Origin of the sequence: Lolliginicoccus lacisalsi, assembly GCF_014841105.1 — a bacterium.
GTDB lineage: Bacteria > Actinomycetota > Actinomycetes > Mycobacteriales > Mycobacteriaceae > Lolliginicoccus > Lolliginicoccus lacisalsi.
Window position 1 is genome coordinate 315,635 of sequence record NZ_JACYWE010000002.1, and the last position, 25,469, is coordinate 341,103.

20 protein-coding genes, 3 tRNA genes and 1 pseudogene are annotated in these 25,469 nt (G+C 68.5%); 12 read left to right on the forward strand and 12 right to left on the reverse strand.

The window, feature by feature from the left end; all coding sequences use genetic code 11:
* Positions 1-6: 6 nt before the first annotated feature.
* Complete coding sequence (locus tag HT102_RS04955; RefSeq protein ID WP_192038289.1) at positions 7-192, reverse strand: hypothetical protein; 186 nt, start codon at positions 190-192, stop codon at positions 7-9.
* A gap of 81 nt (positions 193-273) precedes the next feature.
* On the opposite strand from HT102_RS04955, the gene HT102_RS16115 reads away from it, so the two are divergent.
* The 6 genes from HT102_RS16115 to HT102_RS16120 all read left to right on the forward strand — a co-directional run bounded on the left by HT102_RS16115 (position 274) and on the right by HT102_RS16120 (position 7,159).
* On the forward strand, positions 274-2,586 hold the full coding sequence (locus HT102_RS16115) for a helicase-associated domain-containing protein (protein WP_192038290.1): 2,313 nt from the start codon (positions 274-276) through the stop codon (positions 2,584-2,586).
* A 49-nt stretch (positions 2,587-2,635) separates the two neighbouring features.
* Positions 2,636-4,306 carry a DNA repair helicase XPB gene (locus HT102_RS04965; RefSeq protein ID WP_192038291.1) on the forward strand — a complete coding sequence of 557 codons (1,671 nt, stop codon included), beginning with the start codon at positions 2,636-2,638 and terminating at the stop codon, positions 4,304-4,306.
* A 28-nt stretch (positions 4,307-4,334) separates the two neighbouring features.
* Positions 4,335-4,991: a DUF3239 domain-containing protein gene (locus tag HT102_RS04970; RefSeq protein WP_192038292.1), complete on the forward strand. Its 657-nt coding sequence runs from the start codon at positions 4,335-4,337 to the stop codon at positions 4,989-4,991.
* Positions 4,992-5,512: 521 nt separating this feature from the next.
* The gene (locus tag HT102_RS04975; RefSeq protein ID WP_192038293.1) at positions 5,513-5,731 is read left to right on the forward strand and encodes a hypothetical protein; all 219 of its coding nucleotides are present in this window, start codon (positions 5,513-5,515) and stop codon (positions 5,729-5,731) included.
* A 264-nt stretch (positions 5,732-5,995) separates the two neighbouring features.
* Complete coding sequence (locus HT102_RS04980) at positions 5,996-7,009, forward strand: alpha/beta hydrolase (protein ID WP_192038294.1); 1,014 nt, start codon at positions 5,996-5,998, stop codon at positions 7,007-7,009.
* A 27-nt stretch (positions 7,010-7,036) separates the two neighbouring features.
* A complete protein-coding gene (locus tag HT102_RS16120; protein WP_269902742.1) occupies positions 7,037-7,159 on the forward strand; it encodes a hypothetical protein in 123 nt (40 codons plus the stop codon).
* Positions 7,160-7,312: 153 nt separating this feature from the next.
* Here HT102_RS16120 and HT102_RS04985 read toward each other — a convergent pair whose 3' ends face one another.
* Positions 7,313-9,130 (reverse strand): long-chain-acyl-CoA synthetase, encoded by a 1,818-nt coding sequence (locus tag HT102_RS04985; RefSeq protein ID WP_192038295.1) that lies wholly within the window; start codon positions 9,128-9,130, stop codon positions 7,313-7,315.
* A gap of 234 nt (positions 9,131-9,364) precedes the next feature.
* On the opposite strand from HT102_RS04985, the gene HT102_RS04990 reads away from it, so the two are divergent.
* Together HT102_RS04990 and HT102_RS16250 are read left to right on the forward strand one after the other, a co-directional pair.
* On the forward strand, positions 9,365-9,628 hold the full coding sequence (locus tag HT102_RS04990; protein ID WP_192038296.1) for a hypothetical protein: 264 nt from the start codon (positions 9,365-9,367) through the stop codon (positions 9,626-9,628).
* A 171-nt stretch (positions 9,629-9,799) separates the two neighbouring features.
* Positions 9,800-10,633: a DUF559 domain-containing protein gene (locus tag HT102_RS16250; RefSeq protein ID WP_192038297.1), complete on the forward strand. Its 834-nt coding sequence runs from the start codon at positions 9,800-9,802 to the stop codon at positions 10,631-10,633.
* A gap of 157 nt (positions 10,634-10,790) precedes the next feature.
* On the opposite strand, the gene HT102_RS05000 is transcribed toward HT102_RS16250, so the two are convergent.
* On the reverse strand, positions 10,791-12,950 hold the full coding sequence (locus tag HT102_RS05000; protein WP_192038298.1) for a 3-hydroxyacyl-CoA dehydrogenase NAD-binding domain-containing protein: 2,160 nt from the start codon (positions 12,948-12,950) through the stop codon (positions 10,791-10,793).
* 32 nt (positions 12,951-12,982) lie between these two features.
* Complete coding sequence (locus HT102_RS05005; protein ID WP_192038299.1) at positions 12,983-14,200, reverse strand: acetyl-CoA C-acetyltransferase; 1,218 nt, start codon at positions 14,198-14,200, stop codon at positions 12,983-12,985.
* 52 nt (positions 14,201-14,252) lie between these two features.
* On the opposite strand from HT102_RS05005, the gene HT102_RS05010 reads away from it, so the two are divergent.
* Positions 14,253-15,437: a pyridoxal phosphate-dependent aminotransferase gene (locus HT102_RS05010; RefSeq protein ID WP_192038300.1), complete on the forward strand. Its 1,185-nt coding sequence runs from the start codon at positions 14,253-14,255 to the stop codon at positions 15,435-15,437.
* 23 nt (positions 15,438-15,460) lie between these two features.
* Here HT102_RS05010 and HT102_RS05015 read toward each other — a convergent pair whose 3' ends face one another.
* Positions 15,461-16,603 (reverse strand): acyl-CoA dehydrogenase family protein, encoded by a 1,143-nt coding sequence (locus tag HT102_RS05015; RefSeq protein WP_192038301.1) that lies wholly within the window; start codon positions 16,601-16,603, stop codon positions 15,461-15,463.
* 126 nt (positions 16,604-16,729) lie between these two features.
* Here HT102_RS05015 and HT102_RS05020 point away from each other — a divergent pair, with 126 nt between their 5' ends.
* Positions 16,730-17,752, forward strand: a complete 1,023-nt coding sequence (locus HT102_RS05020) for an AraC family transcriptional regulator (protein WP_192038302.1) — start codon at positions 16,730-16,732, stop codon at positions 17,750-17,752.
* A gap of 11 nt (positions 17,753-17,763) precedes the next feature.
* Here HT102_RS05020 and mftF read toward each other — a convergent pair.
* The 5 genes and pseudogenes from mftF to HT102_RS05040 form a co-directional block, all read right to left on the reverse strand.
* Positions 17,764-19,083: pseudogene (mftF, locus tag HT102_RS15850) on the reverse strand (mycofactocin biosynthesis glycosyltransferase MftF); the annotation flags it as partial.
* 177 nt (positions 19,084-19,260) lie between these two features.
* Complete coding sequence (locus HT102_RS05025; protein WP_192038303.1) at positions 19,261-20,163, reverse strand: oxidoreductase; 903 nt, start codon at positions 20,161-20,163, stop codon at positions 19,261-19,263.
* Positions 20,164-20,441: 278 nt separating this feature from the next.
* Positions 20,442-20,515 (reverse strand) — tRNA-Phe (locus HT102_RS05030).
* Between the two features lie 48 nt (positions 20,516-20,563).
* Positions 20,564-20,637: transfer RNA gene (locus tag HT102_RS05035), tRNA-Asp, on the reverse strand.
* Between the two features lie 39 nt (positions 20,638-20,676).
* Positions 20,677-20,749: transfer RNA gene (locus HT102_RS05040), tRNA-Glu, on the reverse strand.
* Positions 20,750-21,102: 353 nt separating this feature from the next.
* Between HT102_RS05040 and HT102_RS05045 the strand changes: the two genes are divergently transcribed.
* On the forward strand, positions 21,103-21,900 hold the full coding sequence (locus tag HT102_RS05045; RefSeq protein WP_192038304.1) for a sulfite exporter TauE/SafE family protein: 798 nt from the start codon (positions 21,103-21,105) through the stop codon (positions 21,898-21,900).
* Between the two features lie 30 nt (positions 21,901-21,930).
* Here the strand turns inward: HT102_RS05045 and HT102_RS05050 are convergent, their stop codons facing one another.
* Positions 21,931-22,866 (reverse strand): spermidine synthase, encoded by a 936-nt coding sequence (locus HT102_RS05050; RefSeq protein ID WP_192038305.1) that lies wholly within the window; start codon positions 22,864-22,866, stop codon positions 21,931-21,933.
* Between the two features lie 137 nt (positions 22,867-23,003).
* On the opposite strand from HT102_RS05050, the gene HT102_RS05055 reads away from it, so the two are divergent.
* The gene (locus HT102_RS05055; protein ID WP_192038306.1) at positions 23,004-23,876 is read left to right on the forward strand and encodes a DUF559 domain-containing protein; all 873 of its coding nucleotides are present in this window, start codon (positions 23,004-23,006) and stop codon (positions 23,874-23,876) included.
* Between the two features lie 82 nt (positions 23,877-23,958).
* On the opposite strand, the gene HT102_RS05060 is transcribed toward HT102_RS05055, so the two are convergent.
* On the reverse strand, positions 23,959-25,329 hold the full coding sequence (locus HT102_RS05060) for an MBL fold metallo-hydrolase (RefSeq protein WP_192038307.1): 1,371 nt from the start codon (positions 25,327-25,329) through the stop codon (positions 23,959-23,961).
* Between the last annotated feature and the right edge of the window lie 140 nt (positions 25,330-25,469).

Here is a 25,469-nt window from a genome sequence, read left to right on the forward strand (position 1 = left end):
CTGCGGTCAGCGGTTCACCACGGTGTAGGGGTGCACGTAGGACAGCTTGTCGGCGGGCAGCGGGAAGCTGGTCTCGCCGAACGGGGACAGCGCGCCGGCCACATCGGACGCAAGCTCGGAGACGGCGTGGGCGCCCTCGGGGAGCGCGGGCCAGCCGGAATCGACGTATTGGTTCTTCTTCTTGTCAGCCACGTGTCTATTTTGACAGGTCTGGGTCGTTGGCGCGCGGGCGCGGTCCCATTTGGGGGTGCGGAGTCTCTACGCTGGTACTCGATGACGCGAACAAGCTCGGGTGATGCTGCATTTGATGCGTGGCTTTTGGAGCGTGGCGAGCCCTGGCTCGTGACGCTGCTCTCGGTGCGCCCGGATGTGGCCGTGCCGCCGCCGCTGAACGGTCGCGTGCTGTGCGAGCGGCTGCGGTTGCGGGCGTCGGTGCAGCGCGCCATGGACGAGGCGGACTATTTCACGCTGTCGGTGGTGGAGGCGTTCGTGATCGCGGGGGCGGTGCGGGCGAGGGTGTCGCCGGATGCCGCGGCCGAGGTGCTGCGTGCTACCGGGCTGGTGGTGCCGGAGGTAGGTTTCGCGGAGCGCGTGGAGTGGTTGCGGCAGCGCGCCTTGTTGTGGGGCGATGATCCGGACGGTGCCGGCACGGATTCTGATCCCGTGGAATCCGCCCCTGCGGTGCGGTTGCTGGCGGGCGTGGCGGAGTGCGTGCCGTGGCGGGCGGGCCGGCTTGGCTCGTTGCGCGAGGTCGCTCCGATGGATGCTGTGCCGGGGCTCGTGGCGTCGACCGATGAGGCGCAGCGATCGATCCTGGAGACGCTGGCGCATGGCTCGCCGGTGGGTTCCACGCGGGATGCCGATCCCCGGGCGGATGCGGATCGGCCGGTTCCGCGCCTGATCGAGGCCGGTTTGCTGGTGCGGGTGGATGAGCGGACGGTGGAGCTGCCGCATCACGTGGGCCAGTGGCTGCGCGGCGATGCGATGGTGGATCCGCACGCGGTGGCCGAGCCCGATGGCGGCGCTGGCCGCGTGCCTGGCCAGCAGCAAGTGGACGGCGCGGCGGCGGGCGAGGTGGCGGACCTGCTCCGGGAGTGCGATGCGCTCGTCACGGCGCTGGGCGACGCCCCGTTGCAGGGGTTGCGCGCGGGCGGGGTGGGCGTGCGGGAGCTGCGCCGGATCGCCAAGCACCCGGGTGTGGCGGAGGAGCGGTCGGCGCTGCTGCTGGAGGTGCTGGTGGAGGCCGGGCTGGTGGGGAGCCAGCCGGCGACGAGCGGCTTGGTGCTGGAGTGGGCACCGACGGACGCGGTGGATGCGTGGAGCCGGGCGGACATGGCGCACCGCTGGTCGGTGCTCGCGCGGGCGTGGTGGTTGATGCCGCGCAGGCCGTGGCTGGTGGGTGCCCGGGATCGCGATGGCAAGCCGGTGGTGGTGCTGTCGGATGAGGTGGGGCAGGTGTCTGCTCCAGCGGATCGCCGGGTGATCGTGGAGGCGGTCGCGGCGGGCCGTGGCGCGGGCGAGCTCGACGTGCAGCGGTGGCTGCTGTGGCGGTGGCCGCGCTTGTCGCGCCGCTTCGGTGGCGTGGTGGTGCGATCGGTTCTGGCGGAGGCTCGGCAGCTCGGCGTGGTGGCGAGCGGTGTCCTTTCCGGGCTGGGCGTCTCTGCTCCAGGCCGGGTGCTGCTGGACGACGGCGATCTGACGGCGCTGGCGCGCGCGGTCGATGGGATCCTGCCGGAGCCGCTGGATCATGTGCTGGTGCAGGCGGACTTGACCGTGGTGGCGCCGGGGCCGTTGATGCCAGAGCTGCAGGAGCAGATGGCACTGGTCGCGGATGTGGAGTCGGCGGGCGCGGCGACGGTGTTCCGGGTGACGGAGCGGAGCGTGCTGCGGGCACTGGACGCGGGCTGGTCGGCGGCGCAGGTGCATCAATTGTTCGAGCGGCGGTCGCGCACCCCGGTGCCGCAGGCGATGTCGTACCTGGTCGATGACATGGCGCGGCGGCATGGCCGGTTGCGCGTCGGGGTGGGTTCGGCTTTCGTGCGGTGCGAGGACGCGGCGTTGTTGTCGGAGATCCTGGCGTCGTCGGTGGCCGATGAGCTGGGCCTGCGGGCGCTGGCGCCGACCGTGGCGGTGTCGCAGGCGCCGTTGACGGAGGTGCTGGAGCGCTTGCGGACGGCGGGCTTCTCCCCCGCTGGCGAGGGTGTCGACGGGGCGATCGTGGATATGCGGCCGCGGGGAACGCGTGTCCCGCCGCATCGGATGCCGCGGCGCGCGGCCGTGGGCGTGCTGCGGGTGCCGCCGCGGGAGCAGCTCGAGCAGGTGGTGCGGAACGTGCGGGCGGCAGCGGCGGAGCCGGGCCGGGTGGGCGCGTCGATGTCGGAGACCCTGGCGATGCTGCAACTAGCCGTGGGGAGCCGGTCGCGGGTGACGATCGGGTATGTCGACGCTCAGGGCGTGGCGGGCGTCCGGACGGTGGACCCGGTGTCGGTGGCGGGCGGGCAGCTCGAGGCGGTGGATGCGTCGGCGGGCGTGGTGCGGCGCTTCCCGGTGCATAGGATCAGTGCGGTGACGGTGCACGACGCTTGATTTTCGGCACAATGGAAGGTCTGTTGCCAAGAGCGTGAGGAGCGTGTGCGTGTCGGGTGGTCCGCTGATCGTGCAGTCTGACAAGACCCTGCTGCTGGAGATCGACCATGAGTCGTCGGATGCGGCCCGGTCGGCTATCGCGCCGTTCGCGGAGCTGGAGCGCGCGCCGGAGCATGTGCACACCTACCGGGTGACGCCGCTGGCCCTGTGGAACGCGCGGGCGGCCGGCCATGATGCCGAGCAGGTGGTCGATGCGCTGGTGCGGTTCTCCCGCTATCCGGTGCCGCAGGCGCTGCTGGTGGACATCGTGGACACGATGGGCCGCTATGGCCGATTGCAGCTGGTGAAGCATCCCGCGCAGGGGTTGACGCTGGTGAGCCTGGACCGGGCGGTGCTGACCGAGGTGATGCGGCACAAGAAGATCGCCCCGATGCTGGGGGCGCGCCTCGATGAGGACACCGTGGCGGTGCATCCGTCGGAGCGGGGCCGGCTCAAGCAGATGCTGCTGAAGGTGGGCTGGCCGGCGGAGGATCTCGCGGGCTATGTGAACGGGGAGGCGCATCCGATCGCGCTCGATACCAGCGCGGGCTGGCACCTGCGGGACTACCAGCAGATGGCGGCGGACTCGTTCTGGGATGGCGGCTCGGGCGTGGTGGTGCTGCCGTGCGGCTCGGGCAAGACCATCGTGGGCGCGGCGGCGATGGCGCGGGCCTCGGCGACGACGCTGATCCTGGTGACGAACACCGTCTCGGGCCGGCAGTGGAAGCGGGAACTGCTGGCGCGGACGTCGCTGACGGAGGAGGAGATCGGCGAGTACTCGGGCGAGCGCAAGGAGGTCCGCCCGGTGACGATCGCCACCTACCAGGTGATCACGCGCCGCTCGAAGGGCGAGTACAAGCACCTCGAGCTGTTCGACTCGCGCGACTGGGGCCTGGTGATCTATGACGAGGTGCATTTGCTCCCGGCGCCGGTGTTCCGCATGACCGCCGACCTGCAATCGCGCCGCCGCCTGGGCCTGACGGCGACACTCGTGCGCGAGGACGGTCGCGAGGGCGACGTGTTCTCGCTGATCGGGCCGAAGCGGTACGACGCGCCATGGAAGGACATCGAGGCGCAGGGCTGGATCGCGCCGGCCGATTGCGTGGAGGTGCGGGTGACGCTCACCGAGGCGGAGCGCATGGCGTACGCGGTGGCCGAGCCCGAGGAGCGGTACAAGCTGTGCTCGACGGCGCGCACGAAGATCGCGGTTGTCAAGTCGATCCTGGCGCGGCATGAGGGAGCGCAGACGCTGGTGATCGGTGCCTACCTGGACCAGTTGGAGGAGCTGGGCGCGGAGCTCGACGCCCCGGTGATCCAGGGGTCCACCCGCAACAAGGAGCGCGAGGAGCTGTTCGACGCATTCCGCCGGGGCGAGGTGAGCACGCTGGTGGTGAGCAAGGTCGCGAACTTCTCGATCGACCTGCCGGAGGCTTCGGTGGCGGTGCAGGTCTCGGGGACGTTCGGGTCACGGCAGGAGGAGGCGCAGCGGCTCGGCCGGTTGCTGCGACCGAAGAAGGACGGGCACCAGGCGCACTTCTATTCGGTGGTCTCGCGCGACACCCTCGATACGGAGTACGCGGCACACCGGCAGCGGTTCCTCGCCGAGCAGGGCTATGCGTACCGGATCGTGGATGCCGATGATCTGCTGGGGCCCGCGATCGGGGACGCGGCATCCGAGTAGGGCCGGCTGGCGAAGTAGGCTGTTAGGCGTGCGAACCCTGGATTTCCTTGTTGATGTGCCCCATGCCCGTCGTGTGAACGAGATGCTCGCCGACCTGCGTCGCGTGCAGTTCTCGGCGTTGATCATGATCGCGCTGCTGATCGGTGGCGCGGTCGGCTTGTTCTTCGTGGGCGAGCCCTGGGCGATGATCCTCGCGGGCGCGCTGCTGGTGGCCGCGGTCGGCATGGGCTACGCGGGCATCTACGCGCCACGCCGCGCCACGGACCTGCAGAAGCTGTACAGCGAGTACGAGCTGGTCCCGTCGGTAGTGACGGCGGTGCGGCCGCGCGGGGTGACGCTGCTAGCGCTGGTGAACGTGGCGCGGGACCGATCCGGGCCACCGGTGTGGGCGCTCGTGCCGCGGCGCGTGCAGAACCTGCCTGGCCATGAGCGTCGCGAGGGCGAGCGGGTGGCCTGCGTGGCGGTGACCTCGGGCGCGCCTGGGTCGAAGGTATGGCAGCAAGTCCGCCCGGTACCGATCGCGTGGGCCGCCCGGGATGTGGATGTGCTCGCGCGGGCCGTCCGGGCGATCCCCCATGTGGAGTGGGAAGTCTTGCGCAAGAACATGGTTCGCACGGAGGAAGCGGAGAAGTCGCGTAGCTATCCGATCCTCAAGGAGAAGGAACTGCCACCGGAGCTGCGCTGAATAGCGCGCACCGCACACTCCCCCAACTACTATTCGCATTCGCATATCGCTATGTCACCAATGTGAACTGAGATGCGCATCACATTACAATTTTTTTGTGAGCCAGCGTTTCGCCTTACTCACTGGCCTCATGTGGCCTAGATTGCTGATGTAGCAACCCCGCGACATGCCCCGATTCGCCCGTATTGCCGGATGCCGCGCGGGCGAACCTCCAGCAACCGCTCCGCGTCCCACAGGTTGGGACGCTGGTAAACCGTGAGTTAACTGAACGGGAAACCCTTCCGTGACGTCGCTCACAATATGCCGGGTGACGTCACAGTAAACACTCAGAAAACGCACAGGTTATCCGCGTACGAATCTGCGCGTGCCCAGAATGTGATAGCCGCGAGATCCGCGTCATTTGCGTTAACAACACCAGACGGAGGCTCCCGCATTCCCGTGCGGTGCGGTAGAAATTTCACCGAGCGCCAAACCGGCGCAGCACCATTCACGTAGCACGACCCGAACCAAGGAGCCAGACCATGGACGCACTTGCCCAGATCGCAGCCGACGCCGAGCTGTTCATCTCCGCCCTCTCCGCTGGCGGCGACTTCTTCTCCGGCCTCGGTGACTACAACGGCGGCACCGGCGACCTCCTCTCCGGCATCGCTGAGCTTCTCGGCGGCACCGATGGCGATGGCGTCCGCTACGGCGTCGTTGGCTCGATGGAGAGCTTCGGCAGCATCGGTGCTGACGACTGATCCGCACCCCCTGAGTGATCCCGCCACCCCTGGGCGCGCCAGCGCGCTCGGGGGTGCGGTGTATCACGAGCCGCCGATTGGGACGCTGCCGACCGGGATCCTGCCTAACGGAGCACCCTGGCACGAGCACCTGGTACAGGGAGAACACAGCACGGTCGCGGTCGTGCACCAATCTCCTGTAACGCCCGGTATGCCCTGAAGCGATCGATTAATGTTCCCCGCGAACTACTTCTGTTCCGCATTCAACAAGGTGAGGTCTCATTCATGCGCCGAGCATCGTTCCGACGCAGGCTGGTCACCGCGGCCGCTGCCACCGCCTTGCTGGTCGCCCCCGTCGTGGGCACCAGCACCTCTGCTCTTGGCCAGACGTCCGGCGCGTATGTGGTGTCCACCGAGGTCACGGGCACGCAGAAGTTGACGGTCAACGTCTACTCCCCGTCGATGGACCGGGTCATCCCCATCGAGGTGCTGCGCCCCGCCGACACTTCGGTACCGCGCCCCACCCTGTACCTGCTCAATGGGGCGGGCGGCGGAGAGGATTCCGCCACCTGGTCCGCGCGGACCGACGCTGACGAGTTCTTCTCCGACAAGAACGTCAACGTCATCACGCCCATCGGGGGCCGGCTGTCCTACTACACCGACTGGGAGCGCGACGATCCCACCCTCGGTCGCCACAAGTGGGAGACCTTCCTCACCGAGGAGCTTCCCCCCGTGATCGACAACGCGCTCGGAGCCAATGGCGTGAACGCGGTCGCCGGGATCTCCACCTCTGCGACCAGCGTGTTCAACCTCGCCATCGCCCGGCCCGGCCTGTTCAACGCCGTCGCCGCCTACAGTGGCTGCGCGCAGACCGCCGACCCGATCGGCCAGCAGTACATCCGCACCGTCGTCGAGGGCCGCGGCAATGCCGACGCCACCAACATGTGGGGCCCCTACGGCGGCCCCGGCTGGGTGGCGCATGATCCGGTGATCAACGCGGAGAAGCTGCGCGGCACCACGATCTACGTCTCCAACGACACGGGAATCGCTGGGCATCACGACACCATCGAGGATTCGCGCATCGCCGGTGACCAGGCGACCTTGACCAACCAGATCATCGTTGGTGGCGCTATCGAGCTCGCCACGATCCCCTGCACCATCAACCTGCAGTCCAGGCTGGCCCAGCTCGACATCCCGGCCACCTTCAACTGGCGTCCCACCGGCACCCACTCGTGGGGCTACTGGGAGGACGACCTGCACGATTCGTGGGCCGTCATCGCCGACGCCATCGGCGCCTGACCCGCATCTGATCCCGAAAGGACAACCATGGGTTCCATCACTGACCTCGCTGACATGTTCTACTCCCTCGCCGAGGTCTCCTACAGCATCGAGGGCCTCTTCGATGGGGCAGCGTTCATCGCTGACCTGATCAGCCAGTTCCAGGGCTGAGCCAGCAACGACGAAGGGCCCCGGCGGTGGATGCGCTCCACTGCCGGGGCCCTTCTCCTTGTTCACGCCAGTACCCCCGCGAGTGTGCGAACGGCGACATCGCCAGTGCGAAAACGTGTCGTTTCTCGCACACTCGCGGGGCTGGTGCGGGTGCTAGAACCGGATCTTGCCGCCCGCGACGTCAGCCGGATAGTCCGCGTAGTACTCGATGTAGCCGCGCTCCGCGTCCGCGAGCACGTACAGCGGGTCGTCCACCTGCTCGGGGTCGTAGCCGGCGTTGCGCAGCTCCACCTTCTGCGACTTGAACGTCGAGGTCTGCTGCACCTCGTCGATCAGCCGCACGAACAACGGCACCGCGTATGAGGGCAAGCTGTCGATCAGGTGATCGGCGAGCCTCTTCCCATCGAACGAGGCGCCATCGTGCAACTGGATCGCCGCCATGCCAGCCTTGCCGTCAGCGCCGGGCACCTCCACGCCGTACACCACCGCCTGATCGACCTCCGACAGCGATCCGAGCGCGCCCTCCACCTCGGTCGTGGCGACGTTCTCGCCCTTCCAGCGGAAGGTATCCCCCAGGCGATCGGCGAACGCGATGTGCCGGAAACCCTGGTTGTAGACGAGGTCACCGGTGTTGAAGTAGGCGTCGCCCTCCTTGAAAGCGTCGCGCAGCACCTTCTTCTCGGTGGCCTTCGGGTCGGTGTAGCCATCGAACGGGGCCCGGCTGGTGATCTTCGTGATCAGCAGGCCCTTGCCGCCCTTCTTGACCTTGCGCAGCTTGCCATCGGCACCGCGGCGCGGCTGCTCATTCTCCTCGTCGTACTCCACGATCGAGAAGGGCAGCGGGCAGATCCCGGCCGTGCGTTCCACGTTCAGCGCGTTGACGAACGCGAGGTTGCACTCGCTCGCGCCATAGAACTCGGCGATCCGCTCGATCCCGAACCGCTCCTGGAACTCCTCCCAGATCTCCGGGCGGAGGCCATTGCCCACCACCACCCGGACCCGATGATGCCGCTCGATGGGCTTCGGATCCTGGTTCAGCAGGTACCGGCACAGCTCGCCGATGTAGCAGAACGACGTCGCCTCCGCCTGCACCACCTCGTCCCAGAACCGCGACACCGAGAACGACCGGCCGATCGCCAGCGTCGCGCCCGCCCCCAGCACCGACGACAGCGACACCGTCAGAGCGTTGTTGTGATACAGCGGCAGGCAGGAGTACAGCACGTCATCGCCGTCGAGGCGCACGCCGAGCCCCCCGAGCCCCGCCATGCTCTTCAGCCAGCGCATGTTCGACATCGTGCTGGCCTTCGGCATGCCGGTGGTGCCCGAGGTGAAGATGTAGAACGCCTTCTCCTTCGCGCGCAGATCCGCCGTCACCGGACGATCCTCCGTCGGCTCCCCCGCCGCGAGCTCGTCGAGGTCCGCGAAGCCCCCGAGCTTCTCGTTCTCGTCGCGCAAGCCCAGCACCGTGCCCTTGACCTTGCCCGCTGGCAAGGAGTCGAACGCTTCGCGGGCAGCCGCGCTGACCACGAGCACGGTCGCATCGAGCAGCTTCAGGCTGTGCTCCAGCACCTCGCCGCGCTGGTTGTAGTTCAGCATGCCCGCCACTGCGCCGAGCTTCACCGCGGCCAATGCCGCTAGCAGCGTCGATGGACGGTTGGGGGCGAGAACGCCCACCACTGAGCCGCGCTTGACGCCGTGGCTCGCGAACACGGCCGCATACTGGTTCACCAGCGCGTTCGCGTCGCCATACGAGATGTCACTGCCCTCGAACCGCAGGAACGGCCGGTCCGGGTGCTTCGCGGCAGCATCCTGGAATACCTTGCCGACAGACTTGCGGGTGGTCGCCCGGATCGACAGCAGCTGCACCGCATCGACCAGCATGCCCGGCGCGTCCGGGATCAACGCGGGCAATGCCTTCGCGGCATCGAGCAGGCTAACGGGCTTGATCGGGGAACGAGTCGATTGCTCCATGGCCCTACCCTACGGCTCCATGGCCCTGTACTGGAACAACATCCCGCTACGTGCCGCGCGAGAGCAATTTCCCGCTCCCGCGCTGCAAAAGGGATGTTCTGCGCAATCGCGGCTTGGTTGATGTGACCAGGATGACCCTGCGGGGTGTGACCAAGCTCCTAACGGGAAGGAGAACCCATCCACCACTCTGGATGCAGCGACAAGCACCACAGACAGCGGAGGACGCACATCACCATGAACACGCCCAGCGAGAAGTACGAAACCCTCATCAGTGTCGTTTTCGTTGCTTACTCCGCTGTGATGCTCATGCTCTACACCGTGCTCCTCGTGCAAGGCATCAACGCCTGGTGGCTCATCGCCTCCGTCGGCCTCTTCGGCCTGATCATCATCGGATTCCTCGTCATGCCCAAGGTCAACGGCCGCCACCGCGGCGGGCTCGACGCCGAGGTCCGCCTCCACGCCCGCAAGCTGCAAGCCAGCCAGACCGCGCGCGACTGAGCGCCCTCGCTCCGGGCTCCCCATCCTCTCCGCCGGAACTGTTACCTTTTGCACCCTTCCGAGCCGCTAGCAGGGTGCAAAACCGCACACAACCGGCGGGATCTCGGACCGCGACTGTGATCCGCGCCGCATCCGCGAACCTCCGCGCGCCCGCGTGCGTCGAATCTAGGCGTGGATCCCTTCAAGCCCCGCAGCGCTGGATATACCCGCTGCCAGCTCCGCAAGTACCAGCGCGTCCTCAGCGGCGTCTATGTCGATCGAGATGCAGAGCTGACCCCACTCCTCAAGGCCCGCGCCGCGTGGGTGTGGGCCGATGGCGAATGCGTGCTCTCGGGGATCTCCGCGGCCGCGGTGCTGGGCACCCGCTGGTTGCCCGAACGCCCTCCCGAGATCGTGCATCCGCGCGTGGTGCGCGCGACTGGATTGATCGCGCACCGCGACGAGCTGCGGGAGGGCGACGTAGCGACGGCGCGAGGGATGCGGGTGACCACGCCTGCGCGCACCGCGTTCGACCTAGCCCGCCGCCAGCCTCTCGATGAGGCGGTCGTCCTCGTTGATGCGCTCTACCAGGCGACGAGGCTCACCCCCGCCCAGCTTGCCCGCTACGCCTCGGACGGGCGCGGCGCGAGGGGCATCACTGCACTGCGCGCCGTGCTCGACCTCGCGGATCCGGGGGCGGAATCACCGCAGGAGACCAGGCTCCGGCTGCTCATCGTGCGCGCGGGCCTGCCGAGGCCGCGGACCCAGCACGTCATCCGCGACGAGCGCGGGCTCTTCAGCGCTCGCACAGACCTCGCATGGCCTGAGTGGAAGGTCGCGGTGGAGTATGACGGCGCGCATCACTTCACCGATCCACGGCAGGCACGCCGCGATGCGCACCGGGCCAATGACTGCCTGCGCGCGGGGTGGCGGGTGATCCGCGTGCTGCCCGAGTCGTTGCGGGCCCCCGAGGCATTGCTGGAGCACATCCGCGAGGCCCTCGCCGCGGCCGGTTACCGGGGGTAGGCCCAGCTCCCAGCTCCACCCTCGGAAGTGTTACCTTCTGTACCTTCCCAAGCCGCTGAGAGGGTGCAAAACCGCACACATCCGGGGGCGCCCCACGCAAAGAACCAGCCCGGCCCCCGCGCGAACGGGAACCGGGCTGGCGAGACAACCAGGACTGCTAGCCGCGGGCGAGCACATCCTTGATGGACGCGGGCGGCGCGAAGCGCTCACCGTGCTTGGCGGCGAGCTCCTCGGCGCGGGCGATGAAGGCATCGACGCCGCCGGGGTATCCCTTGATGAACTGGATGACGCCACCGGTCCAGGCGGGGAACCCGATGCCGAAGATGGAGCCGATGTTGGCATCCGCGTGGGTCATGAGGACGCCTTCGTCGAAGCATCGGATGGTGTCGATGGCCTCGGCGAACATCATGCGGTCGCTGAGCTCCTCAAGGGAGACGCCCGCGTCAGGGCTCGAGTTGAACGTCTCGCGCAGCCCCGGCCACAGTCCGGTGCGCTTGCCGTCGCTGTAGTCGTAGAAGCCGGCCCCGCCGGACTTGCCGGTGCGGTCGAACTCGGACACCATGCGGTCGACGATGGCTCCGGCCTTGATGGCGGCGTCGTCGATCTTCTTGCCCTCGGCCTCGAGCGCCTCGCGGGTCTCCTTGAAGATCTTCTGCATGGTGAGGAAGTTCAGCTCATCGCACAGCTGCAGCGGCGCCGCGGGGTATCCGGCCTGGAGCCCGGCCTGCTCGATGGTGGACGGCTCGACGCCTTCCTCGAGAGCGACGATGGCCTCATTGAGGAAGGTGCTGATGACGCGGGAAGTGAAGAACCCGCGGCTGTCGTTGACCACGATCGGGGTCTTCTTGATCGCGAGGACGTAGTCGAAGACGCGGGCGAGGGCCTCCGCGGAGGTCTTCTCCCCCTTTACGATCTCGACGAGGGGCATCTTGTCCACGGGAGAGAAGAAGTGGATGCCGATGAAGTCCTCTTGCCGCTTGACGCCCTGCGCGAGGCCGGTGATGGGCAAGGTGGAGGTGTTGGAGCCAAGCAGCGCGTCGGGCTCGACGATGTCCTCGATCTCCTGGAAGACCTTGTTCTTCAGCTCGGGGTTCTCGAAGACGGCCTCGATGACGAAGTCCACTCCCGCGAGGTCCGCGGCGTCAGCGGTGGGGGTGATGCGGCCGAGGAGCTCCGCGGACTTCTCCTCGGTGGTCTTGCCGCGGGAGAGTGCCTTGGCCTCGATGTTCTCGGAGTAGGCCTTGCCCTTGTTGGCGGCCTCGATGCTGATGTCCTTGAGCACGACCTCCATGCCCGCCTTGGCGGAGACGTAGGCGATGCCCGCGCCCATCATGCCGGCACCGAGCACGCCGACCTTCTTGGCCTGGCGCTGCGGGATGCCCTCGGGGCGCGAGGCACCCTTGTTGATGGCCTGCAGGTCGAAGAAGAACGCCTGCGTCATGTTCTTCGCGGTCTGCCCGGTGGCGAGCTGCACGAAGTAGCGGGACTCGATAGTCGAGGCGTTGTCGAAGTCCACCTGCGAGCCCTCGACGGCGGCCGCCATGATGGCGCGCGGCGCGGGCATGGGAGCGCCCTTGATCTGCTTGCGGAGGTTCGCGGGGAACGCCGGCAGCATCTGCGCGAGCTTGGGGCTCGACGGGGTGCCGCCGGGGATGCGGTAGCCCTTGACGTCCCACGGCTGCTGCGCCTCGGGGTTGGCCTTGATCCAAGCCTTCGCGGCGGGGATCAGCTCCTCGACCGAGCCGACGACCTCGTTGACGAGGCCGAGCTCCAGCGCCTTGGCGGGCTTGAGCCGCTGGCCCTGCAGCAGCACCTGCATCAGCGCGTTCTGCAATCCGAGCATGCGGACGGTGCGGGTCACGCCACCGCCGCCGGGGAGCAGGCCAAGCTGCACCTCGGGGAGGCCAAGCTGCACGCCGCGCACATCGGCGACGACGCGGTAGTGGGTGGCGAGAGCGAGCTCGAGGCCACCGCCGAGTGCCGCGCCGTTGATGGCAGCAACGACAGGCTTGCCGAGGGTCTCGAGGGTGCGCATCGCGGCCTTGAGCGCCTGCACCTGATCGAACATCTGCTGTGCATCGGAGGGCTGCACGGCGATCAGGGAGTCGAGGTCACCACCGGCGAAGAAGGTCTTCTTCGCGGAAGCGAGGATGACGCCGCTGATGCTGTCCTTCTCGGCGACGACGCGGTCGACGGTCGCCTGGAACGACGAGCCGAAGAGGTCGTTCATGGTGTTGGCGCCCTGGTTGGGGTCGTCCATGGTGAGCGTGACGATGCCGTCGCCGTCCTGCTCCCACGCGATCATGTTGTCAGTCACGATTGTTGCCTTTCGAGAAGTTTCGGAGGTGGTCAGACGCGCTCGATGATGGTGGCGACGCCCATGCCGCCGCCGATGCACAGGGTGACGAGCGCGCGGCGCGCGTTGCGGCGCTCGAGCTCGTCGACCATGGTGCCGAGGATCATGGCGCCGGTCGCGCCAAGCGGGTGGCCCATGGCGATCGCGCCACCGTTGACGTTGAGCTTCTCGTCGGGGATGTTGAGGTCCCGCTGGAACTTCAGCACGACGGAGGCGAAGGCCTCGTTCAGCTCGAACAGGTCGATGTCATCGACGGTGAGCCCGGCGTTGGCGAGCGCCTTCCGCGCGGCCGGGGTGGGGCCGGTGAGCATGATGGTGGAATCAGCGCCGCTGGTGGCGGTGGAGATGACGCGGGCACGGGGGGTGAGGCCGAGATCCTGGCCAGCCTTCTCGGTGCCGAGCAGCACGAGGGCGGCGCCATCGACGATGCCGGAGCTGTTGCCGCCGTGGTGGACGTGGTTGATCTTCTCCACCTGGTGGAACTTCTGCAGCGCCACGGCGTCGAAGCCACCCATCTCGCCCATCGCGGCGAAGGACGGGTTGAGCTTGGCGAGGTTGTCGGCGGTGGTGCCGGGCCGCATGTGCTCGTCGTGGTCGAGGATCAGCAGGCCGTTCTGGTCCGTGACGGGCACGACGGACTTGGCGAAGTAGCCGCCGGTCCAGGCCTTGGCGGCGAGGTCCTGCGAGCGCACCGCGTAAGCGTCGACGTCATCGCGGGTGAAGCCCTCGATCGTGGCGATGAGGTCCGCGCTGATGCCCTGCGGCACGAAGTAGGTGTCGAAGGAGGTAGCGGGGTCCATCGCCCAGGCGCCGCCATCGGAGGCCATGGGCACGCGGGACATGGATTCGACGCCACCGGCGATGACCATCTCGTCCCAGCCGGAACGAACCTTCTGCGCGGCCATGTTGACGGCCTCGAGGCCCGAGGCGCAGAACCGGTTGATCTGCACGCCACCGACGGTGTCGGGCATGCCCGCGAGGAGGGTGACGGTGCGGGCGATGTCGGCGCCCTGGTCACCGACCGGGGTGACGCAGCCGAGGATGAGGTCGGAGATGCGGTTCTCGTCGAGGTCGGGGAAGCGGCGGCGCAGCTCCTCGACAAGCCCGACGAGCAGGGAGACGGGCTTGACGCCGTGCAGCGAGCCGTTGGCCTTGCCGCGCCCGCGCGGGGTGCGGATCGCTTCGTAGATGAATGCCTCGTTAGTGGTCACGAGTGCTTTCCTTTCCTTAGTGGTTGATGCTGGTGATGGCTACAGTGGCGGGATGCTCGTACCTCGTCTCGAACCGTTCCGCTCCACCGTATTCGCCGAGATGACCGAACTGGCGGTGCGGCACGGGGCGATCAATCTCGGCCAGGGCTTTCCGGACGAGGACGGGCCGAGCGCGATGCTCGAAGCCGCGCGGGAGGCGATCGCGAGCGGGGCGAACCAGTACCCGCCGGGGGCTGGGCGCGTGGAGCTGCGGGAGGCCATCGCGGAGGACCGTGCTACCCGCTATGGCACCGCCTACGATCCCGCGGACGAGGTATTGGTGACGGTCGGTGCGACCGAGGGCATCACCGCCTCGATCATCGCGCTGGCCGACCGGGGCGACGAGGTGGTGCTGGTGGCGCCCTATTTCGACTCGTACCCGGCGGCGGTCGCGATGGCCGGGGCACGGCATCGCTGCGCGCGGCTCGTCGAGGACGGCGATCGCTTCGTCCTGGACGTGGATTCGCTGCGGGCGGCGATCACCCCCGCGACGCGGCTGCTGGTGATCAACTCGCCGCACAACCCGACCGGCAGCGTGCTCGAGGAGGCCGAGCTCGCGCAGGTCGCGGGGCTTGCGATCGAGCATGACCTCATCGTGATCACCGATGAGGTGTATGAGCGCCTGGTGTTCGACGGAGCGGAGCATCGCCCGCTCGCCGCGCTGCCCGGCATGCGCGAGCGCACCCTGTGCGTGTCGAGCGCGGGCAAGACGTTCAACTGCACCGGCTGGAAGATCGGCTGGGTGTGCGGGCCGCGCGAGCTCGTCGCGGCGGTGCGGGCGGCCAAGCAGTTCATGAGTTTCGTGTCGGGCGGGCCGCTGCAGCCCGCCGTGGCGACGGCCCTGCGCGGCGAGCAGCCGTGGGTGGATGGGCTGCGGGAGGAGTTGCAGGGCAAGCGCGATGCCCTCGCGGCGGCGCTCTCGCAAGCCGGGTTCGCAGTGCGCGCCAGTGCTGGCACGTACTTCGTGATCGCTGACCCGCGCCCCCTCGGGCACGGTGATGCGCGTGCCCTGTGCCGGGCGATGCCGGGCAGCATCGGGGTGGGCGCGGTGCCGGTCAGCGCGTTCGTCGATGCCCGTGACCAGGCGGACTGGCGGCACCTCGTGCGCTTCGCGTTCTGCAAGCGGCACGAGGTGCTCGCCGAGGCCGGGCGCCGGCTGGCCGGGGCATCCCGGCTGTCCACCGATCATGAGGGTTGACTCCCCGCTGCGCCTTGCGGTTATCAGAGGTTCAGCCCCCGGCCGATGATCTCCTTCATGATCTCGGTGGTGCCGCCGTAGATGGTCTGCACGCGCGAGTCGAGGTACGCCTTGGCGATGGGGTACTCGCGCATGTAGCCGTAGCCGCCGTGCAGCTGCAGGCAGCGGTCGATCAGCTTGACCTGGTTCTCGGTGGACCACCACTTGATCATCGCGGCATCCTGCACGGAGAGCTTCTGCTCGTTGAGCTGCTCGATGCACTTGTCCACGGCCAGGCGCACCATCTGGGTCTCGGTGGCGAGCTCGGCGAGCACGAAGCGGGTGTTCTGGAACTTGCCGATGCCCCGGCCGAACGCCTTGCGGTCCCGGCAGTAGTCGATCGTCAGGTCCAGGCATGCCTCCATGGCTGCTGCCGCGACGACGGCGATGGAGAGTCGCTCCTGCGGGAGGTTCTTCATGAGGTAGATGAATCCCATGCCCTCCTCGCCGAGGAGGTTGGCCGCGGGCACGCGCACGTTGTCGAAGTGCAGCTCGGCCGTGTCCTGGGCCTTCATGCCGATCTTGTCGAGGTTGCGGCCCCGCTCGAAGCCCTCCATGCCACGCTCGACGACAAAGAGGCTGAAGCCCTGGGCGCCCGCGTCCGGGTTGGTCTTGGCGACCACGATGATGAGGTCGGCGTTGATGCCGTTGGTGATGAACGTCTTGGACCCGTTGAGGATCCAGTCGTCGCCATCCTTCTTCGCGGTGGTCTTGATGCCCTGCAGGTCCGATCCGGTGCCAGGCTCGGTCATCGCGATGGCGGTGATGATCTCGCCGGAGACGAAGCCAGGCAGCCAGCGCTGCTTCTGCTCGTCGTTGCACAGCTCGATCAGGTAGGGCTGCACCACATCGTTGTGCAGGGTGAAGCCGAGGCCGCTGAAGCCACCGCGGGCAGTCTCCTCGGAGACGATGGCGTTGAAGCGGAAGTCAGGATCGCCGCCCCCGCCGTACTGCTCGTCCACCGCGGTGCCGAGGAACCCGAGCTTGCCCGCTTCCGCCCACACCTCGCGTGGCACGACCTCGTCCTTCTCCCACTGCTCATGGTGGGGGGCAACGTGCTCCTTGAGGAATCCACGGTAGGAATCGCGGAACATGATCTGCTCGGGGGTGTAGATGGTGCGCTCCACGCTGGGTGGCTCCTTCTGGAATGTAGACACAATCGTTGGTGTCACAGTACGCCCCACTTAAATGCTTGGCGATGACCAAACCGCCCAATGTCCATGACCGAAACGATCACATAGGGTGAGGGGACCATGCCGCACCGCATCCCCACCGAATACGTCCGGCGCACCGTGCACGCCGCCGACACCCGCGGAATCGACCTGCGGCCCGCCCTCGACGCCGCCCGCATACCCAGGGGCGTCCTCGAGGCCAGCGGCCCCGCCGTCAAGCCCAGCGAGGCCTCCGCCTTCACCCGGGCCGTCTGGGCACTGACCAACGATGAGCTCGGCGGCCTCGGTGCCGCCCCCGTCCCCCGCGGCACCTTCCGCCTCGTCACCCTCGCCCTCATCCACTCCCCCGACCTCGGGCACGCCCTCGCCCGGATGATCTCCTCCCTGCCCGCGCTGCCCGCCATGACCCCCATTACCTTCAGCATCGACACCACCACCGGGGCCGTCACCCTCGACCTGCGCGGCCACCGCCCCGACGAAGCCACCCAGCTGCTCATCGAGCTCGCGTTCCTGCTGATCCACCGCTTCGCCGCCTGGCTGATCGACCACCCGCTCGCCCCGGTGCGCGTCGCGCTGCCCTACCCCGCCCGCGATGACTACGCGCCCACCTTCTACCGCGCGCTCTTCGGCGTGACGCCCACCCTCGGCGCACCCACCGCCGCCATCGTGTTCGAGCCCCGCGCCCTCCACGCCCCCATCGTGCAGACCGAGCACACCCTCCTCGAGTTCCTCCGCACCGCGCCCGCCCGGCTCTTCACCGCGCCCGCCGGCAACACGCCCCGCACCACGCAAGTGCTCCGCATGCTGCAGCGCTCGCCGCTGCACGCGCTGCCCAGCAACGCACAGATCGCCACCCGGCTCGCGCTGAGCGAATCACACCTGCGGCGGCTGCTGAACCGCGAGGGCACCAGCGCCGGCCGCATCCGCGACGAAGTCCTGCGCGAGGCCGCGATCGCCCGGCTCCGGCGGGGCGAGTCGATCGATCAGATCGCCACCGCGCTCGGGTTCTCCGAGCCCAGCGCGTTCCGCCGAGCATTCAGGAGATGGACCGGAGCCACGCCGCGCGCCTTCCAGCCCGCCACTCCCGACGCCCCCTCCCCGTAGCGCACCTCCAGCAGGCCGCGCCACAAGCCCCAGCCGAACGCCACATCATCGAGGCGCCGCAGCACCACGAAACGCGCCACATCGATCCGGTCCGGCACGTCCCGGCGCGCCAGCCAATCCGCCACGCCCTCCGCCATCATCACGGCCAGCACCGCGCGCCGGGCCCGCGGGAACAGCACCGTCGCCAGCATCGTCACCGGCCACACATTGCGCAGCATCAGCACCGCGCAGCGCTGCGCCAGGCCGCTCAGACCCAGCGCGCTCATCGACATCGCCGTCCACAGCGGACGCTCGTCCACCGGGATCGCCCGCGCCAGCCGGAATGTATGCACCATGCTCATCACGGCCGAGACCAGCGCCGCCCGCCGCGCCCCCGCCAGCAGCAGCGTCAGGCCCAGCACGAACCACGAGCGCGCCATAGCCGCGATCCGCTCCGGGCTCGACTTCGTCGCATACAGCCGCGCCGAGCCGTAGCCCGTGGCCGCCCGCATGTGCAGCCACGGAACCATCGACACCGGCGGCGATGCGCGCACGACCGCTACCGGATCGAACCGCGCCCGCCAGCCCGCGCGACCGAGCCGCACGCACAAGTCCGTCGCGTTGAATGCCGGGAAAGCCCCGTCGAAGCCGCCCACCTTCACCGCCGCGTCCCGCCGCACCACCAGCGCCGTCGTCGGCACGCTGTAATCCCACCGGCGGGTGTTCAGGTCGCACTCGCGCCGCCCCGGATCCATCGCCGGGCGCATCGATTCATACTGCTCGATCCAACGCTTGCGGCCCGGCAGCGGCAGCACCCGCGGCACCACCATCGCCACGTCGGGGTCCGCGAAATGCGCGAGCGTCGCCTCGATCCACAACACATCCGGCACGACACCCGGATCGAGGAACGCAACGTACGGCGTGCGCGCCGCCCGCAGGCCCGTGTTGCGCGCCTCCGCCAGGCCAAACACGCGGTCGTGCCGGATCACCGTGGCGCGCGCGCACTCGATCGGGACATCCGAGCAATCATCCACCACGATCACCGCCACCCCGCCGAGGCCGGCCACCACCTCGCGCACCGCGTCAGCATCGTCGCGCGCCGGGATCACCACCGTCAGATCGTCGCGCCCCGGGCCCTTCAGCGGGCGCGGATGCGCGAACTGCTCGTCGAGCAGCATGCGCGCCAACCGTGAGGACGCTTCATCCACGACCTCGACCACGCCATCCTCGAGGAACCCGGCCTGCGCGACCGACAAGCGAAGCACAGTGCCCCACGGAGCGAGCAGCACGCAGCCATCATCGACGATGCGGACCTTGCCATCGAGGCGCACCGAGAAGCCAGTGGGAAGCATGCGTGATGCCGCGCTCAGGATGCCCACCCCCAGTCTTGTGCCATGCAATCTTGTGCCATGGTTCCGTGCCCGCGATCCGCCGATTCCGCGCCTGTCCCGGCTGTGCCTGTCCCAATTGGGCCGACGCACCGCAGCGCGAGACTGTTCCTGTGCAGCTAGCCCAAGGCGATCACCGGGTCATCGGCGCTGACGAATGTCATACACCACCCCGGTGAGCGCTTCGGATTCTTCCCAAAGCCGACCAGCAACCGCAACATCACGGGAATGACGATTCGATCTCGCCAGCACCGGCGCGCCCCGCATGCCCCGGAAGCCACCCGGCCCCACGAAGCTGCCACCCGGGATCGACGGCGCCGTCGCCGCGTACAAGCTCGGCTGCGCGCCCGCGAAGGCGCTCTGCGCCAGGATCAGATTGGTGATACCCATCAGCTTGTCCTGCACCGATTGCGTGTGCGATTGCAGATTCGTCGACGCATAGCCCGGATGCGCGGCCACCGAGCGCACCGGCGAGCCAGCCGCCGCGAGCCGGCGCTGCAACTCATACGCGAACAACAAGTTGGCCAGCTTCGACTGCCCATACGCGCGCCACCGCTGATAGTTGCGCTTTTCCCAGTTCAAGTCATCAAAATCGATCGAGCCGAGGGTGTGCGCCATGCTCGAGACCGTCACCACCCGATCGCGGATGCGACCCAGCAGCAAGCCCGTCAGCGCGAAATGCCCCAGATGGTTGGTGCCGAACTGCATCTCGAAGCCGTCCTTGGTGCGCGACTTCGGCACCGCCATCACGCCCGCGTTGTTGATCAGCACATCGAACGTCGACACATCCTTCGCGAACTCATAGACCGAGCTCAGGTCCGCGAGATCGAGCGCGCGCACCTCAACGTCGGCGCCAGGATGATCCTTGACGATGGCCTCCCGCGCCTGCTCGCCCTTCCCGACATCGCGGCACGCCATCACCACGGACGCGCCGTGCGCCGCGAGCTCGCGAGCAGTCACCGCGCCCAGGCCACTATTGGCACCCGTCACGATCACCGTGCGACCCGCCTGGTCACCCATCTCCGCCGAAGACCATCCACTCATGCCCCAAACATTACGATCTAGGGCCTCGAATCGCCAGACGCTCGCCAGTTGGCTGGACGGTCGTGGGGGGCGCGACCGACGCCCTCGTGCTGGTGGAAACTTTTCCCGTTGCAGGCGGGAGAAGTTTCCACTCGCGGCGCGGAAGCGGCAGCCCCCCCCCCCCCCCCCCCCCCCCCCGCGCCAGTCGCTGCGGCGCAGCTTGTGGCAGCAGGCGGGGACGTCCGGGGCCCGCTCCTGGCATACAAAAAGTCCCCCAGGTAATCCTGGGGGACTTGATGTGGCCAAGGCCGGGATCGAACCGGCGACCTTCCGCTTTTCAGGCGGACGCTCGTACCAACTGAGCTACCTGGCCGGATCAACGCCGTTCCCGGCGATGAAAACATGCCCATTACTGGACTTGCGACCCTGACGGGACTCGAACCCGCGACCTCCGCCGTGACAGGGCGGCGCGCTAACCAACTGCGCCACAGGGCCATGCATTGTTACTCTACTACGCCGAGACCTAGGAGAGCGTACCCCCTACGGGATTCGAACCCGCGTTACCGCCTTGAAAGGGCGGCGTCCTAGGCCTCTAGACGAAGGGGGCCTGCCAGTTTCCTGGCCGGCATCCCCAACAGGTTTCCGTTGGGAGCGGGACTAGCATAGGACAGATCTTGGAGAAAACACAAAACACGTGGTCAATTGCTGTTTCAGCTGGTAGTCGCACCACGAGTCGGCGGCACGGCACCGTCGGCGCCGCGCCCAGCTGGGGCTTTCCGGATGCTGCGGAGCAGCTTGCGCGCCGGTCCGCGGTCCACCAGCCACAAGCGGTGCATGGGGCCGCGCGCCGGGCGCATGATGGTGTGGCGATGAGCGTGTGCGCCGCGCCATAGACCTAAATACCCCCTAGGGTATAAACTGGGGCGGGCATCAACCACGGGCGACCGGACGGGAGACAGCATGGTCACCACCATCACCGTTGCCACGCTCGGGCTCGCCATCGGCATACTCCTTGGCCTCCTCGGCGGAGGCGGCGCCATCCTTGCCGTTCCCGCCCTCGTCTACGTCGTCGGCATGCCCATCCACCAAGCCGTGCCACTGTCGCTCATCGTCGTCGCCCTCGCCTCCGCCACCGGCGCGATCTCCCGCGTCCGCGCCCGCGCCGTCAATTGGCGCCTCGCGGGCATCTTCGCCGCCACCGGCGTCCCCGCCGCGCTGCTCGGCGGCTGGCTCGGCCGCGCCATCCCCGAGGATCTGCTCCTCGCTGGGTTCGCCACCATCATGATCCTCGCCGCCTACCGCATGCTCCACAGTCCCGACCACACCGGAACCGCGTGCGCAGTCACCGACGAGGGCGGCGGGCCACCGCACATCAACTGGAAGCGATGCTCCTCCCGATCCATCCCCGCCGGGCTCGGCGTCGGCGTGCTCACCGGCATGTTCGGCGTCGGCGGTGGATTCCTCATCGTCCCCGCGCTCGTCCTGCTCCTCGGCCTGCCCATGGCCACCGCTGTCGGCACGTCGCTGCTCATCATCATCGCGAACTCGCTCGCCGGGCTCGGTTCCCACCTCGGATCCGTAGAGCTCGACTGGAGAGTCACAGCCGTCTTCGCCGCCACGGCCGTCGTCGGCTCGCTCGCCGCGCAGCGCTTCGCCAAGCGGATCAGCGCCCACCAGCTCCAGAAGTGGTTTGCCTACCTCGTCCTCGTGCTCGCCGCGGTGATCCTCGGTGACGTCATCATCGGCCTATTCCGCTAGAAACCCGGCTCCGCTAGCCGACCGGCTCCGCTAGAAACCCGGCTCCGCTAGCGGACCGGAGCGGGGATCCTCGCGGGGCTCCGCGCCCTTGCAGAACTCCACGACATCGGCACCGGCGAGCACCACTGCCGCGTCCGAGCCGCTGCGCAGCCTCGCCCCCAGCGCCACCGAGTCGAGCGGCGCATCACTGGCCAGCACCACGACATTCCCTGGACGACGACCCTTCAACGTGGCCTGATCGCCCACGACAAGCACCTGCGCGAACCGCTCCAGCACTGTCGCGAGGTCCTCGCGGGCCTCGCGCAGGCCACGCAGCACTCCGCAATTGACGGCATACATCCCGCCCGGGGCGAGCACCCGTCGCGCCTCATCGAGGAAACCCGTCGTCGTCAGCGCTCGCGGCGTCTCGTCCCCCGCGAAGACATCCCGCACGATCACGTCCCTCGTGCCCGGCGAGAGCCCCTGCACCACCTCGCGGGCCTCCCCCACCCGGATCCGCAGCCTCGGCGCCCGCGGCAAGTCCGACCACTGCCGGGCCAGCCGCGCCAGCTCCGCATCGATCTCCACCACGAGCTGCCGCGCCCCGGGAAAGACCTCCGCCACATAGCGCGGCAAGGTGCACGCGCCCCCGCCGAGGTGCAGGACCCGCAACCCCGCGCCGTCGCCCGACCACTGGCATTCGATAGCGGCCGCGATCCACTGCATGTAGCCAAACCCGAGACGGAGCGGGTCCCCCGACGAGATGAACGAGCTCGGGGCGCCATTCACGTACAGCACCCAGCCACCGTCGCCCTCCGCCACGAGCTCGCAGGTGCCCGAATCGACGGGGCGGGCACCAGCGGCCCAGGGATCCTGGTCGCTGGGATCCTGGTCGCTGGGATCCTGGCGGCGGACGGCCTGGCGGCGGACGGCCTGGCGGGCAGCCGGTGGGCGGTAACCCTTGCTTCGGCGGGACTGGCGGCTCATCGGCCCATTGTCGCGCACCCGGCCGCAGGGGCCTCGATCGTGAAGATCTGGCCACGTGGGAGGTGGCTGGATCTTCACGATCGGCGCGAGACCCAGGCGGGTGGAACCATCCGGTGCCCGGCTGCGTCCATCTCGTCATGCACCGACCCCGGATCACCCGGCTGCTTGCCGACCAGGATGGCGTCATCACCCGCGCGCAGGCCCGCGCCGCTGGCCTCACCGGCCGCCAGGTCGACCTGCGCGCCCAGCGCGAGGAATGGAGCCGGGTGGCGCCCGGCATCTATCTAGCGGCGGACCGACCGCGAACTGCCCGCGCCGACCTACGGATCGCCCTCCACCACGCGGGGGCAGGCGCGATCGCCCATGGTCCGAGCGCCGCATGGTGGCACGGAATGCTCGACAATCCGCCGCGACGGCACCATGCGACCATCCCTCGCCATCGCCGGACCCGGGTGCCAGGTTGCCGGATCCGCCACCGCGACCTCGACGAGCGCGATGTCACCCACCGCGACGGACTGCCCCTCACCGCGCGGGCGCTCACGGTCCTCGAGACCGCGATCTCGATACCCGGTGGCACGGTGTTCCTGGATCGGGCGTTGCAGCGTCACGTCTCGCTGCCACAGCTGCATGCCGCGCATCGACGCAACCGCTATCGCGCGGGCGCCACGCAAGCCGGACGGATGCTGCGGATCGCCCGTGAGGGCGGAGCATCGGAGGCGGAGCGACTGCTGCAACGGCTCCTTCGGCGCGGCGGCTTCACGGGTTGGCGCGCGCACGTCCGGGCGCTCGGGTACGAGCTCGATGTGGCATTCGAGCGCGAGCGGGTCGCCATCGAGGTGGATGGCTGGGCGTGGCATCGCGATGCGGAGCGGTTCGCTCGCGACATGGACCGCCAGAACGCGCTGGTCAACGCGGGGTGGCAGGTACTGCGGTTCTCGTGGCACCACCTCGCCACCGCCCCGGACCAAGTGGTGCGGGACATCCGAGCGGCCCTGGCAGCACGGCGGTAGCCCGGCCTCCGGACCGTGAATCGTGAAGATCCAGCCACGCGGGATGTGGCTGGATCTTCACGATCGGAGACGGGCCGCGCACCTACACCGCGGCGTGCTCCTCGAGCCAGGCGTTGTAGCCGCCCACGAGGTCGCTGACACCGTCGATGCCGCGGGCGCGCAGCAGGCTGGCGGCGACGCTGGAGCGCCATCCGCCGGCGCAGTGCACCACGATGGGCTTGCCCGCGGGCAGCTCGCCGATGCGCGCGTCGAGCTGGGCGAGCGGGATGTGCACGGAGCCCTCGATGTAACCGCCCTCGCGCTCGCCGGGGTTGCGGATGTCGACGAGCGTCACCGCGTCGAGGTCGGCGGCGAGCTCTCGCACCGTGTAGCGCGGCGCGGGAGCCACCTGCTCGGCGAGCGCGGCGGGGAAGCTGGCGCCGGTCACGTTGAGGTAGCCGACGACGGTGTCGTAGCCGATGCGGGAGAGGCGCATCGCGGCGTCCTGCTCCTCGCCGGGGTAGGTGATGACGACGATCTCGTCGTGCAGCCCGGCGACCATGCCGCCGGTCTCGGCGAAGCGGCCGTCGAAGCCGACGTTGACGGAGCCACGAACGTGGCCTTCGGCGTAGTCGTCGGGCGAGCGGGCGTCGAGGACCACGCCGCCGCTGCGGAGGTGCTGGGCCACGTAGGCGGCGGTGAGCTCGGGGACCTGGCGGTCCTGAGCGAGCAGGGCGTGGTTGCGGCGGTTGAGCTCGGCGTCGGTGAGGAAGTAGCCGGGCACCGCGGGCTGTCCGTCGGTGATGAGCTTGACGAACTCGTCCTCGCTCATGGGCTGGACGGACAGGTTGGTGCGGCGCTGCTCGCCGATGGTGGAGGTGAGCTCGTCCGAGAGGTTCTTGCCGCACGAGGAGCCTGCACCGTGCGCGGGCATGACGATAACGTCATCGGGCAGGGGCAGCAGGACGTTGTGGACGGTGCTGTACATGGCGCGGGCGAGGTCGGTGTTGCTGCCATCGCCGAGGTTGGCGAGATCGGGGCGGCCCACGTCGCCGATGAACAACGAGTCGCCGGTGAGCACGGCCGTGGGGCTGGCGTGGGCGTTCTCGCGGACGAGGAGGCTGATGGATTCCCAGGTGTGGCCGGGTGTCTCGAGGATCTCGATGTCGACATCGCCGAGGCTGATGCGATCGCCGTGGTGGAGCCGCTTGATGGGGTACTCGGTGTCGGCGCGGTGACCGAAGCCGATCCAGGCGCCGGTGGCGTCGACGAGCTCGAGGTGGCCGGAGACGAAGGCGGCGGGGAAGTGGGTGTTGATGATGCCGATGATGGTCAGCCCGTTGGTATTGGCGTCGGTGAGGTACTCGGTGATGTCGCGCCGGGGGTCGACGACGATCGCGTTGCCGGTCTTCTCGTCGCCGATCAGGTAGGACGCGTGCGAGAGGCAGTCGATGTAGTACTGCTCCAGGATCATCCTGGCCTCCTCGTGGTGGGGTTCGCTCGGGGATTCTGGTTGCATAACCCCCTGGGGTATGTACCCAATGTAACCATATACCCCCAGGGGTATACAAGAGGCAGGGTGCCGCGCCCGCCACGCGCCCCCCTACCGGTGTG